This window comes from Amphritea atlantica (genome assembly GCF_900111095.1).
Taxonomy (GTDB): Bacteria; Pseudomonadota; Gammaproteobacteria; order Pseudomonadales; family Balneatricaceae; genus Amphritea; species Amphritea atlantica.
The window spans coordinates 1-11,919 of the sequence record NZ_FOGB01000010.1 but is presented as its reverse complement, the minus strand read 5'-3'; the positions used below and the strand labels follow the sequence as shown (position 1 = coordinate 11,919).

Sequence of the window (11,919 nt, the reverse complement as noted above, 5' to 3'; positions counted from 1 at the left end):
TCTGCCAGTACTTACGGACAGAGCTGATATTAATGTAAATGAGAATGACTATCAATATTATTTGTTGGTTTTGTTGCTTATAAACTGACCCGGCCTCACAACTGCCGTTTTTGCAGGGGCTGAGAGGAGTTATAAGTTGCTGTGCAAAGGTTTTCCCAAAGGATATCCACAGAAACCGGGGATAAAAACTGATCCTGTCGTTGCGTATTAACATTGAAGAATAACCGGGCTGCGTCTTAACTGAATGTAACCAGGCACCGGAGTGGAACTGATAATGGGACTTGAGATTAAGAAATCTGAATTTACCCGGCAGGACTATGAGCGTTTTACCCGCAGGCTGTTTGCTAATCTGGATGAGTTGGCACAGTTACTACGTGAGCCTGGTTTCGGTCTGGGGGGGGCTACCCTGGGGGCCGAGCTGGAGCTCTACATCGTTGATAAGCTGGGGCGGCCGCTACCGGTGAACAGTGAGGTCCAGAAACAACTGGGAGACCCGCAGCTGACACTGGAGCTGAATCGTTACAATCTTGAATATAATCTGACCCCGGTCGGGATAGAGGGCAGGCCATTTTCAGCTATCGAGGCTGAAATCCGTACAATACTGGAACGGCTCAATGAGCTCGCTCAACCTTTCGATGGCCGGGTGCTACCGATCGGTATTCTGCCGACACTGCAGCGAAAAGACTTTGGACTGCATGCGATGACCGATCTGTCCCGTTATCATGCGCTGACCCGGGCGCTGGCTGAGATGCGGGGAGAGACCGTCGCGATTCGCATCGATGGTGAAGATCCGATCTCCCTGCGCGCTTCGGACGTCACCCTGGAGGGGGCGAATACTTCGCTGCAGATGCACTATCGTGTTACTCCTCAGCAGTTTGCCGATAGCTATAACGCGATTCAGCTGGTCACCCCTCTGGTACTGGCGATCTCAGCCAATTCACCGTTCCTGCTGGGCAACCGGCTCTGGCATGAAACCCGGGTACCACTGTTCAAACAGGCTATCGATGGCAGCGGTAACTGTTCGGTGAAAACCGGAGAGGCTGAGCGCGTGAGTTTTGGTCATGGCTGGGTCAGGCATGGGGTTCATGAGCTGTTTGCCGAAGCCGTCTATCTGCATAAGCCAATTCTGCCGGTGTGTGAAAGCGGCCATCGCCGTACTGCTAAGACCGTTGGAGATGCCGATAACCACTCTCTGTTTGAACTGACGCTGCATCAGGGGACCGTCTGGCCCTGGAATCGTCCGGTGTACGATCCGGTTGATGGCGGGCATCTGCGTATTGAGATCCGTTCATTACCGGCGGGACCCAGTCCCTGCGATATGATGGCAAATGCGGCGCTGATTATCGGCCTGGCCGAAGGGCTGCGTGGCCGCATCGAGGAGATTATTCCGGCGATGCCCTTCAAAACCCTGGAGTATAATTTTTATCAGGCCGCCCGCTTTGGTATGGGCGCGCAACTGATGTGGCCCAGCGGCCCCCGTGAACAGTTAACCCGGCGTGCGGCGGTGGATATTGTGGCTGCACTGTTGCCGGTGGCCCGGAAAGGCTTACTGAGGGCGGGAATCGATGCTGCAGAAGCTGATCACTATCTGAGGATTATCCGTCAGCGTTTGCAGGCGAAAACCAATGGCGCCTGCTGGCAGTTAAGACAGTTTGAACGGTTATCAGCATCACTGGTAAAACGACGGGCGTTGCGATCTATGCTGGAACACTATATTGATCACTGTGGCAACAATCGTCCGGTGGCTGAATGGGAGGATATCTGATGCCACGACAATCACACCCGATACAGTTTATTCATAATCCAGACCCGGCTTCTCTGCCACCGGAGGTGGAGCTGTTTCTAAGGCGGCTGGGTGGCCCCACTCTGATTGTGGTGGATGGCCGGGATAACAGCCGCTGCCGGGCTGTTGCTACCCTGCTGCATGGCAATGAGCCTTCCGGCGTTAAAGCTCTGCTTAAATGGCTGCGCACGGGTGAGCGTCCTGCGGTTCGGTTGATCTGCCTGATCGCTTCCGTGCAGACCGCCCTGCATGAGACGCTTTTCTGTCATCGCCAGATGCCGGGACAGCGGGATTTAAACCGCTGCTTTGCTCCTCCATTTGAGGATAATCCGGGACATATTGCCCGGCACTTCATCGAACTGCTGGCGCAGTATCAGCCAGAAGCTCTGCTGGATATCCATAACACCTCCGGCATGAGCCCCGCCTTTGGGGTGGTGGTCAGTGAAAACCCTGAACATGAAGCGCTGGTGGCACTGTTTACCCAGCGGATGATCGTCACAGAGCTGCGTTTAGGGGCTCTGATGGAGTTGAGTTGTCAACAGATGCCTGTCGTAACCATTGAGTGTGGTGGTGCCGGACAAGCCGGGTCGGACCGGGTGGCAGAGGAAGGGTTACAACGATATCTGTTCAATGAGCAGGTGTTACATCCGCCATCCGGGCTGGTAATGGATCTGTATAAAGATGCAGTGAGACTGCAGTTGTTACCCAGTTGCCGGATAGCCTTTGCTGAGCAGCCGGTTGCGGGGGCTGATCTGACCGTTCCTCCTGATGTGGAGAGGTTTAATTTTGGTACGATACCGGCGCTGACCCGGTTGGGCTGGCTTGGTTCTGAGGGGATGTCGGTATTCCGGGTGCAGAGCGCTACGGGGGAGAACCTGCTGCCACACTATTTCCTCAGCCGGGCATCAGGGCTCTATTCTGCCCAGCAACTTAAACTGTTTATGATAACCACTAACCCGGCGATTGCGCTCAGTGATTGCCTGTTCTACGCCTGTGCCGATATTGAGCTTGAGCAGATGGTTGATCCCAGAGCTGACAATGAGCACTGACCAGAACCTGACCAGCTTTGAAAGGGCCCGGCCTGACAGGCTCTGGCGAACCATTAGGTGGGTTATGCAGAGTTTTCCCCAGAGGTTATGCACAGATTCTGTGGGTAACTTTTCACACCAGCTCTGCACGTTTCAGAGGCACTTTTTAAGTATCGCAACGCCCTGTTTATACCCCAGTCCGCCATTACCATGAACCGCGCCAACCTGATGATCGGGGCTGGCGGTGAGCTGCTGATGCATCTCGATCAGACTGTTGAGGGCTGGATTGTTCCACGGGCCTTTTGCCAGGTTCATCCCGCCGGTGATGGTGATCAGATGCTGTTCCAGAAAAGCGGGCACCTGCTCCAGCAGGTCGACCAGCCCACTGGTCAGTAAAAAGGCGATCGGCACCACCGGATAGCAGGTGTAAACCTCCAACAGGGCATCACCATTGCGAAACCGTTGGGCGAAGTCGGTATCTGCCTGTTCACAGGCGGCTTTGTAAGCGGTTTCAAGATGGGTGTAACTGACAATGTCTTCTACATGCTGCTGACCATCAGCGGGCAGGAAGCCCAACCCGACTCCGGCGACCTCAAGGCATTCCTCAGGGGGCACCAGCTGTTGGGCGATCGCTGCACTGCAGAGCAGTAACCGGCCGGAGAAATCGATCAGCGGATTGGCGCAATCGACCCCTCTGAACAGGGGAGTGATATGGTTATACCAGCGCTCATCGGGTAGCTGTTCAGCTAATAACTGGTCTGAAACTACGTTTCGGTAACTGCATTTATAGTTTTCAAACAGGTGGTGAGCCAGTTGCTGAAATAGCTGAGCATCGGCGCCATGGCGGTGGATAAACTGTTCCGCCAGTTGATTATAGGCAGTGGTCAGGGGGTAGTCGTCACCATAAATTGCCATCAGATCAAGCCGTTGCTGACGCTCATAGCCGCTACGCAGCATATCTTTACCGCTGATCACTACGGCATCGGTTGAGCCGCTGATAATCATCTGCCGGGCATCGGCCAGTGCTTCAATCGGGCCGCAGCCGCTGCGGTAGTGATGTTGTTCCAGTGCGCTGTGCCAGGGAGTGCTGAGCGGGTCGATGATCAGCTCAGTTAAGCGGATGCCCTGCTGATGCAGGGTCGCTTCCAGATCCAGACAGTGCTTCAGAGAGCCGCGAGCATCTACGGTTTTTGCGGCGGCAATTATCAGGGCCTGTGTCATAGCGCTACTCCTCGGGTCGGGGAGGCTATCTTATCAGGGTTTTCCTGTATTTTGTAAGCGCCAGATGAGGAATCCCCCTCGCTGACTACTTTTTCAGCAGGCGGATACCATCCGCTTCTATCGCAATACGGCGCTCTTTGTAGAGGCGCCCGATCGACAGTTTGAACGCTTTTTTACTGCAGCTGAACAGACGTTTTATCGTTTCCGGTGAGGTTTTGTCATTGGCGGCAATATAACCATCATGCTCTTCCAGCAGGTGCATGATACGTTTACCCAGATCATCGGTTTTGCCATACCCCAACTGCTGCAGGCTCAGGTTGATCTTGCCATCCGGGCGGATCAGTTTGATAAAGCCCTTCATGCGCTGACCATAGCGCACCGGCTTGAACAGATCATCATCGTAGATCACGCCCCAGTGCTGACCGTTGATAATCGCTTTGTAACCGATGTGGGTATGTTCTTCGATGATCAGGTCTACCTGCTGGCCCTTCTCGTAACGGTGCGGGTAGTTATCGAGAAATTTGTTCAGCTTAGTGGAGCCGGCAATGCGGTCGGTTTCCTGATCCAGATAGAGATAGACGATCTGTTCCTGACCCTTCTCTACGGTTTTCTTCTGTTCGCTGAAAGGTACCAGCAGATCTTTTGGCAGCCCCCAGTCGAAAAAAGCACCGGTGCGGTTCAGGTCGACCACTTTGAGACAGGCAAACTCGCCGATCTGTGCTTTTGGCGTTTCGGTGGTGGCGATCAGCAGGTCATCGGAATCACGGTAGATAAACACCTCCAGTCGATCTCCTGGCTGAGTGTTATCGGGCACATAGCGCTGAGGCAGCAGAATATCCCCCAGTTCTTCACCATCAAGATAAACGCCGAACTTAACCTGCTTGGTTACTTCCAGAGTGTTGAACCGGCCGATCATTGCCATGGTTTGTGTTGCCTCTTAGTCAATAAAAAACGGAGCCATACTCGCTTTAGCCTGGCTCCGTTCCGGATCAGAAATCTGCGCTAATCAGGAGTGAGACTGCAGAAACTCAGGATCAAGTTTCAGTTCATCATTGCTGTTAACGCCCACGCCACGCTGGCGGATAGTGTCAGCGATCGCTTTAGCCTCATCCAGAGAGTGCATATGGTAGGTGCCACACTGATATTCGTTCAGTTCTGGAATCTGGTTCTGTTGTTCAACCTTCAGTACATCATCCATCGATTCCAGCCAGGCGCCAGCGACACTCTGCTCTTCCGGGGTGCCGATCAGGCTCATATAGAAACCGGTGCGGCAGCCCATAGGGGAGATATCGATAATCTCAACGCCGTTGCCGTTCAGATGATCGCGCATAAAGCCGGCGAACAGGTGCTCCAGCGTGTGGATCCCTTTTTCACTCAGGATCTCTTCATTCGGACGACAGAAGCGCAGATCAAAAACCGTAATGGTATCGCCACCGGGTGTTGTCATTTTTTTAGCAACACGAACCGCCGGTGCATTCATTCGGGTGTGGTCAACAGTAAAACTATCTAGCAGAGGCATGTCTGAATCTCTCGCTTGGGTAAATAACAGGAATAACCATAGTATAGTCGCCGATTATCCCAGTATTACGCTGGGAAATTAACCCTTTCTCCGGATTTCTTTTGTGTCGCCCGCCGTTCAGATCTCCTGTAGCCGGTTCAGTAGTTTGCGGGCGGGAAACCCCAGCTGCTTCTCCAGCTTTTTAGCACCATTAAGCAGTACTCTGGGGTTTGATTCCGGCTTGCCGCTCTTGAAAGCAAAGGCGATCAGGTTGCCGCTATCGACGGTACAGCAGAGCCAGTTATCACCAAACAGGTCTGATAGTTGCTGGTTAGCCAGCGGATGATAACCGTTACCCTCATCCCACAGGTTGAGCACCAGTACTCCATGATCCGTCAGCAGACGGTAGCACTGTTCAAGGTACTCTTTTTGCAACTGCTGATGCTGCATACCGGCATCGCTGAACAGATCGGTAAAGATCAGGTCGCAAGGGGTGGTTGCTTGACAGAGGTATTCCAGGGCATCGCTGATGGTGATGCTCAGGCGGTCGGTGTCCGGCAACAGGAAATGCTCGCAGGCGATATTCAGCACCTGTTGCCGGAGTTCCGCAACACAGATCGACAAGTTGGATGAATAACTCAGCAGTGCGTGTACCAGTGATCCGCCCCCCAGACCCAGCATCAGTGCCCGTTGTGGGTCGGGCTGGTATAACAGGCCCAGCAGCATCGCTTGCAGGTATTGATAGACCGGGTATTCCGGACGGCTACGATCGATCCGGCTCTGTTCACCGCCGGAGCCAAAGCTCATGTAACGATAGGGGCCATCATCGTAAACGTAGATCGGGCCATACTCATCAAAATGGCGGGCGATCTCAGTACCCTGCATAGTCACTGTCCGGAATGGTGTTCAAAGGTTTCTCCCTAAAATATTCGTGCTATTTGCTGCATCGCACAACAGGTATTGATCTGGATCATGATTTTGTGGCTGAAGTGTAGATCTGTTCAATGATTCTCTCAGCAGTTGATTCTTTTTCATCTCAACTAACTACTTAGTTGAACGGAAAGTGGAACGGGTTTGATCTATTATTACCTGCTTGCAGTAAGGATAAAAACAAAAAAGTGGGAGAAACTCATGAAGCAGAGTGAGCTGGTGCTGGCCCATTGTATCGGCTGCGGCTGTGATGATCATCACAGCTGTGATACCGATTATGGCAAATGTACCTGGATTATTGTTGACCGGGAACTGAATGTTGGCGTGTGCAGTGGTTGTGAAGATGCTCTGGCTGCCTGGCAGCAGGGGGCAAGAAGCGCTGCGGCCGTTCAGGCGCGAGCGCTGCATCGTCACGGTTAATGGTTCAGACAGCAGATAATAACAATAAAAAAGAAGGAGCCTGAGGGCTCCTTCTTTACTTTCTGCAGGCGGATTAACGAATGCCCATGCGGCGGATCGCCTGTGGCGTAAAGTCGCTGTGCTTAAAGCGCGCTTTAAAGTCGAATCCATCGCCCTCCTCATTGGTCAGACTGCCCACCAGATAGCGCCCGGACTGCAGGTCATAGAGTGCTTCAGCGGTTAACCAGGGCACCTGAGCATCCTGATACTGCATCTCATGAGCTTCACCGACGCGCCACAGCTGACCCCGACCATCATAGTGGTCAACAATCGCTGCCTGCCAGGTATCTTCATCAATATAGAAGACCCGTTTCGCATAGATATGTCGTGCCCCCTCTTTCAGGGTCGCTTCAACCTTCCACACCCGGTGCAACTCATAGCGGGTATAGTCCGGGTTCATATGACCTGGTTTCAGAATATCGTTGTATTTCAGGTTGCGGTCCGCCAGTTTATAGCTGTTATAGGGGATGTAGATCTCCTCCTTACCAGCCAGTTTCCAGTTGTAGCGGTCGGGCGCGCCGTTAAACATATCCAGATTGTCTGAGGTGCGCTGGCCGTCTGAAGCGGTGCCCGGTGCATCATAGGCGATCTGCGGAGCGCGACGAACCCGGCGCTGCCCGGCATTGTAGATCCATGCCTGACGGGGTTTGGCGATCTGATTCTGTGCTTCATGCACCAGCAACACATTGCCGGTCAGTCGGGCGGGTGCCTGAATCTCCTGTACAAAGTAAAACAGAATATTATCATCCTGCTCCGTACGCCCCTCTTTCAGGTAGCTGGGCCAGGACATCTTCTCGGTAATCTTCACCGGCACAAAGTTGCCATTCTCATGCACCGGCACCTGTACGAAGGTGCGCTCAAGGGCTCCGCCGCGGTAACGGGACATATGGTTCCAGATAACTTCCAGGCCATTCTGAGGAATTGGGAAAGGGATTCCCTCAAGGGTATTTGCACTCAGTCCGTTACCATTGTCTACCAGTTCCGACTGCACCGCATTTTGACGGGCGTGATCATACTGAGACTGGGGCAGGGAGGCACTGCGATGGGTTGGATAGATGTTCATCCGGAAGCTGTCCGGGTATTTGGCAAACAGTGCTAACTGGCCCGGCGTCAGATGTTGTTTATATTCAGCAGCGTTTGCCGCCGTAATCGTAGCGAGAGGTTGTTCATCACCATAAGGGTCATTAAAACGCTCTCCACCCGCGGGCAAACCACCATCCCACGCAGGGATGGTGCCGTTTGCGTTGCCGGCTTTTTCAGCCCCCATAGGGGTTAATGATGCACCCAGCTTGGCGGCTTCTGTGTCTGAAACAGCGGCCAGTGTCTGCAGGCTTAAACTTAATCCCAGGGCAGAGCCAAGGATCAGGGCAGTCGATTTAAACGTCATAGAAAATTCTCCTGTAATCCTTAACTGTTAGAAAGAGACCGAAGCGCTGAGAGACAGAAAGTCGCGGTCGTCAACCGGGTTATAGTCACCACCAAAGAAGTTGGTATAGCCTAGTTGAACCTGATACTGGTTCAGGTAATCGGCGGTCAGGCTGATAGTGGCTGTTTTTTCGCCTTCGTTAAAGGCTGCGCCTGGTTGAGGGCCATAACCGTTAATACCATGTTTAAAGCTGATTTCAGGTTTGAGGTTAACCCCGGCAAAGGCATTCGGGTAGGTGAGATTTGCCCGGACAACGTAACCGAAGGAGTCCTGGGTTACAAAACCTTCAGTATCCCCCGGAGTATAACCAAAGATACCGTTTCGACCATACTTCAGTGCGGTTGCACTCTCATCAAGGTCGTGCACATGGGTCCAGCCCAGTTCACCAATCAGTGTCATCCGGCTGGCGCCCATCACCTGATCAACAAATTTTACAAAGCTGGTTTGTACCTGAGTGATATCAAAAGTACTGTAGCCATGAATATCTTCGCCGAAGCCGGTTGAAGCTACCAGTGAGTTGGCAGGGTTGTTGCCGGATACTGCCGGGTTACCTAATGAAAGCATTGCGGCAACCAGCATCGGTCCATTCATTTGTAGAGGGACATCCATCTTATGGCTGACCTCTCCCGACCAGGCGACATCACCCAGGCTGGTGCTAAAGCTAAGTCCGATCAGTTTGGTATCTTCCGGGTATTCAACAAAATACTGCGACTGGAAGACGCCCAGCTGGCCCAGTGTACCCAGTGAAACAAGATCGGCCTTAATACCACTGATCAGCGGTAGCCGGCTGTGATATTGCGCCAGATACAGACCAAACTCCGTACTGTTTAGCTCTTCGGCAAAATAGCGGAAGGCAACACCAAACTGACCACTGTCATCGGCTTCTCTGATGCCATCTGCAGCTCTGTTTACCACCAGATCGGTACTAAAAGGGGGGCTGCCGTCAAAGGTGTTGAAATATACAGAGTCTGGGCTATTCGTCGCTGCCAGCGCAGGGTTATCACTGCGGATGCGGATGCCGTTACAGCCTTCAGCGGTGAAGTCATTAGTTGAGAAATATGTGCCGCAACCATCAATCGCGGTTTTTTCCCATTCAAGCTGGTAAAAACCCTCAACACTAAGATTGTCGGTCAGACCCAGTGAGGCAAACGCCATGTTAACCGGTAACAGTCCCTCTTTTACTTCAGCGCCTGCCCGGCGAAATGCACTTACGTCGAATGGGTTAATGACGTTGATGCCGCCCTGTATGAACGTGCTTTCACCCCAGTTTACGACCTGACGGCCGAGGCGGATGTCGAGAGGCTTATCACTGAGGTCAAATGAGCCAAAAACGTAAGCGTCGAGAATTTCTGCCCCGGAAAACTGAGCATAATCATTAAAGCCGTTGTCATCCAGTGGGGTATTTGACACATAACCATTTGGGATATTGCCGTGGTTCGCATTGCCTTCATTCAGGGCATAGTCGTACCAGTATTTACCGCGGATAAAAACGCCGACATTGTCCTTGCTCAGTTGAAGATCATGTACGCCTTTTAGAACAGTCGAAAAGGCATCACCTTTGGAATAGTTCTGGGTACCATCATCGTATGAACCTGAGCCTGCACTGGTACCACCGTTAGCCTTAGAGATCAGACCCTCGTTCGGGTTGCTCATCCGCCAGCTCGAGCCAACCGACAGTTGAGAATCAAATCGCCCTTCGATCTCTCCAAGGTTAAATTCTACAGCGGATGCCGGTCCGGCGATTGAGGCTGTCAGCATTGCAAGGGTTACACTTCGCGCGAGTTGATTGCGCACAGGAGTGGCACGCCAGGGGGCTGACGTCCTTATCGATCTCTTTGCCATTTAGTTCACCTTCTCGGTAACTTGTTATTTTTGTTTGTTCAGCCTGCCCGTCCCTCGGACCGGGTTGCAGACTTCAGGCTTGCTTCATCTGAAATTAAGGCAGAATAGATAATCCTTCAATTCAACCTGTTTGCTCAATAACAATAGCTGTCATTTTCACTGACAAAAAATGTCTCGGCTATTTTTTTCGTTTTTCATGATATAAGTTAAAGGAATACTATCTGAAGTTCTTAAAATTACAAAAATATTAGCAGAGCAGAGATAAAACGATGGAAAAGACCATCACCGTTCCAACAGGTTATGTCCGTTACCTTCTGACGCAGGTTGAGAAGCAGGGCTATAATCTTGATGAACTTCTGGCTGTCGTCGGCATAGATCCAACTGAAATAGAGCAGCGAACTGAGTTTTCTGCTATCAAATTCGGTCAGCTATACCAGAGAATTATGTGGACTGCTCAGGATGAGTCGTTTGGTATGGTGTCTGGAGGGCGGGTGCCCAATGGTACTTTCCGGATGATGTGCCATGCCATTATTCACTGCCCGACGCTGGAACGGGCGATCTATCGCTGCAGCTCTTTTTATGAGATCTGTCGCGGCACTAAGGTAAAGCCTTATCTGGTGCGCAAGGGGCGCTACGCCAAGCTCTCCTTTGCACCGGTCAGTTCCGTACCCGAAAAAGAGGTGCGCGAGATGCTTCAGAACGAAGCGCCGGGAGTAGTGCGGACCGGACTGTCGATGTGGCACCACTTTATCAGTTGGCTGATTGGTTCACGCCTTGATCTGAAGGCGGCTTACTTTACCTTTCCACCGCAGGACGACAGTTATCATTATGAGACACTGTTTCAGTCGGAGATAAAGTTTGGTCAGCACGACAATGCCATCGTGTTTCCGGCCCGCTACCTTGATTATCCCATTATCCAGAGTGATGAAAGCCTGCGTGGGTTTCTGCAAACAGCCCCCTATCAGCTGATTGTCATGGTGGATAATGATCAGAGTCTGCGTTCGCAGGTTAAAGCGATGCTGGGTAAAGATTTCAGCCGCGAGTTGCCCGGCGCGGAAGAGGTGGCTTTTAAACTGAATATGTCGGTATCAACCCTGCGCCGCCGTCTGGCGGAGGAGAACAGCTCATACCAGAAGATTAAGGATGAGTGCCGTAAGAAAGCGGCGATTAACTATATGGACTCGCCGCAACTGTCGATCAATGATGTGGCAGCCCTGATGGGGTTTGATGAGCCGTCGGCGTTTTTCCGTTCTTTCAAAAAATGGACCGGCATGACACCGGGGGAGTATCGGCGCAGTGAGACCTATGGTGAGAAGTACAGTCTGGGAATGAGCTGATGGCTGACGATATTTGCCGGGATTGCGATCCGATAAAATTCTGCAAAAAATTAATTTTTTCCCTTCTAAAGTATTGACACAAACACGGAATCCTTTAATATACGCGACCTCACTGGAGGGGTGGCTGAGTGGTCGAAAGCACTGGTCTTGAAAACCAGCGAGGGTTGATAGCCCTCCCAGGGTTCGAATCCCTGCCCCTCCGCCATAGTGAGAACGTTGTTCCTCGATAGCTCAGTTGGTAGAGCAGTAGACTGTTAATCTATTGGTCGCTGGTTCGAGTCCAGCTCGAGGAGCCACAGCGGGTCGTTAGCTCAGTTGGTAGAGCAGTTGGCTTTTAACCAATTGGTCATAGGTTCGAATCCTATACGACCCACCACTCTCTCTCAGGAGAGTAG

Annotated in this window: 10 protein-coding genes and 3 tRNA genes; 7 read left to right on the top strand and 6 right to left on the bottom strand. The window is 52.1% G+C overall.

Annotated features, from left to right (window positions below; genetic code table 11):
* The first annotated feature begins 274 nt into the window (after positions 1-274).
* The gene (locus BMY09_RS15360) at positions 275-1,765 is read left to right on the top strand and encodes a glutamate-cysteine ligase family protein (RefSeq protein ID WP_091360269.1); all 1,491 of its coding nucleotides are present in this window, start codon (positions 275-277) and stop codon (positions 1,763-1,765) included.
* Entirely contained in the window at positions 1,765-2,832 is a 1,068-nt protein-coding gene (locus BMY09_RS15355; RefSeq protein WP_091360103.1) for a M14 family metallopeptidase, read from the top strand. Before BMY09_RS15360 ends, BMY09_RS15355 begins: the two co-directional genes overlap by 1 nt.
* A 132-nt stretch (positions 2,833-2,964) precedes the next feature.
* Here the strand turns inward: BMY09_RS15355 and BMY09_RS15350 are convergent, their stop codons facing one another.
* From BMY09_RS15350 to BMY09_RS15335, 4 genes are all read right to left on the bottom strand, one after another.
* Positions 2,965-4,032 carry a hypothetical protein gene (locus tag BMY09_RS15350; protein WP_091360101.1) on the bottom strand — a complete coding sequence of 356 codons (1,068 nt, stop codon included), beginning with the start codon at positions 4,030-4,032 and terminating at the stop codon, positions 2,965-2,967.
* Positions 4,033-4,117: 85 nt separating this feature from the next.
* Complete coding sequence (locus BMY09_RS15345) at positions 4,118-4,954, bottom strand: CvfB family protein (protein WP_091360099.1); 837 nt, start codon at positions 4,952-4,954, stop codon at positions 4,118-4,120.
* An 84-nt stretch (positions 4,955-5,038) separates the two neighbouring features.
* The gene (luxS, locus tag BMY09_RS15340; protein ID WP_091360097.1) at positions 5,039-5,551 is read right to left on the bottom strand and encodes an S-ribosylhomocysteine lyase; all 513 of its coding nucleotides are present in this window, start codon (positions 5,549-5,551) and stop codon (positions 5,039-5,041) included.
* A 117-nt stretch (positions 5,552-5,668) separates the two neighbouring features.
* Entirely contained in the window at positions 5,669-6,415 is a 747-nt protein-coding gene (locus tag BMY09_RS15335; protein WP_091360095.1) for a fused MFS/spermidine synthase, read from the bottom strand.
* A gap of 246 nt (positions 6,416-6,661) precedes the next feature.
* On the opposite strand from BMY09_RS15335, the gene BMY09_RS15330 reads away from it, so the two are divergent.
* Positions 6,662-6,880, top strand: coding sequence for a hypothetical protein (locus BMY09_RS15330; RefSeq protein ID WP_091360093.1), 219 nt, complete (start codon positions 6,662-6,664; stop codon positions 6,878-6,880).
* A gap of 73 nt (positions 6,881-6,953) precedes the next feature.
* Here BMY09_RS15330 and BMY09_RS15325 read toward each other — a convergent pair whose 3' ends face one another.
* Both BMY09_RS15325 and BMY09_RS15320 read right to left on the bottom strand, forming a co-directional pair.
* Positions 6,954-8,306 (bottom strand): DUF1329 domain-containing protein, encoded by a 1,353-nt coding sequence (locus BMY09_RS15325; RefSeq protein WP_091360091.1) that lies wholly within the window; start codon positions 8,304-8,306, stop codon positions 6,954-6,956.
* Between the two features lie 27 nt (positions 8,307-8,333).
* A complete protein-coding gene (locus BMY09_RS15320) occupies positions 8,334-10,187 on the bottom strand; it encodes a DUF1302 domain-containing protein (RefSeq protein ID WP_091360089.1) in 1,854 nt (617 codons plus the stop codon).
* A 269-nt stretch (positions 10,188-10,456) separates the two neighbouring features.
* On the opposite strand from BMY09_RS15320, the gene BMY09_RS15315 reads away from it, so the two are divergent.
* The 4 genes from BMY09_RS15315 (at position 10,457) to BMY09_RS15300 (ending at position 11,900) form a co-directional block, all read left to right on the top strand.
* Complete coding sequence (locus BMY09_RS15315) at positions 10,457-11,524, top strand: AraC family transcriptional regulator (RefSeq protein ID WP_091360088.1); 1,068 nt, start codon at positions 10,457-10,459, stop codon at positions 11,522-11,524.
* Between the two features lie 114 nt (positions 11,525-11,638).
* A tRNA-Ser gene (locus BMY09_RS15310) sits at positions 11,639-11,729 on the top strand.
* 15 nt (positions 11,730-11,744) lie between these two features.
* A tRNA-Asn gene (locus BMY09_RS15305) sits at positions 11,745-11,820 on the top strand.
* 4 nt (positions 11,821-11,824) lie between these two features.
* A tRNA-Lys gene (locus BMY09_RS15300) sits at positions 11,825-11,900 on the top strand.
* Positions 11,901-11,919: the final 19 nt, after the last annotated feature.

Excerpts from the sequence above, each read along its gene's own strand:
- BMY09_RS15360 (WP_091360269.1), top strand. The coding sequence starts at position 275 with ATGGGACTTGAGATTAAGAAATCTGAATTTACCCGGCAGGACTATGAG.
- BMY09_RS15355 (WP_091360103.1), top strand. The coding sequence starts at position 1,765 with ATGCCACGACAATCACACCCGATACAGTTTATTCATAATCCAGACCCG.
- BMY09_RS15350 (WP_091360101.1), bottom strand. The coding sequence starts at position 4,032 with ATGACACAGGCCCTGATAATTGCCGCCGCAAAAACCGTAGATGCTCGC.
- BMY09_RS15345 (WP_091360099.1), bottom strand. The coding sequence starts at position 4,954 with ATGGCAATGATCGGCCGGTTCAACACTCTGGAAGTAACCAAGCAGGTT.
- luxS (WP_091360097.1), bottom strand. The coding sequence starts at position 5,551 with ATGCCTCTGCTAGATAGTTTTACTGTTGACCACACCCGAATGAATGCA.
- BMY09_RS15335 (WP_091360095.1), bottom strand. The coding sequence starts at position 6,415 with ATGCAGGGTACTGAGATCGCCCGCCATTTTGATGAGTATGGCCCGATC.
- BMY09_RS15330 (WP_091360093.1), top strand. The coding sequence starts at position 6,662 with ATGAAGCAGAGTGAGCTGGTGCTGGCCCATTGTATCGGCTGCGGCTGT.
- BMY09_RS15325 (WP_091360091.1), bottom strand. The coding sequence starts at position 8,306 with ATGACGTTTAAATCGACTGCCCTGATCCTTGGCTCTGCCCTGGGATTA.
- BMY09_RS15320 (WP_091360089.1), bottom strand. The coding sequence starts at position 10,187 with ATGGCAAAGAGATCGATAAGGACGTCAGCCCCCTGGCGTGCCACTCCT.
- BMY09_RS15315 (WP_091360088.1), top strand. The coding sequence starts at position 10,457 with ATGGAAAAGACCATCACCGTTCCAACAGGTTATGTCCGTTACCTTCTG.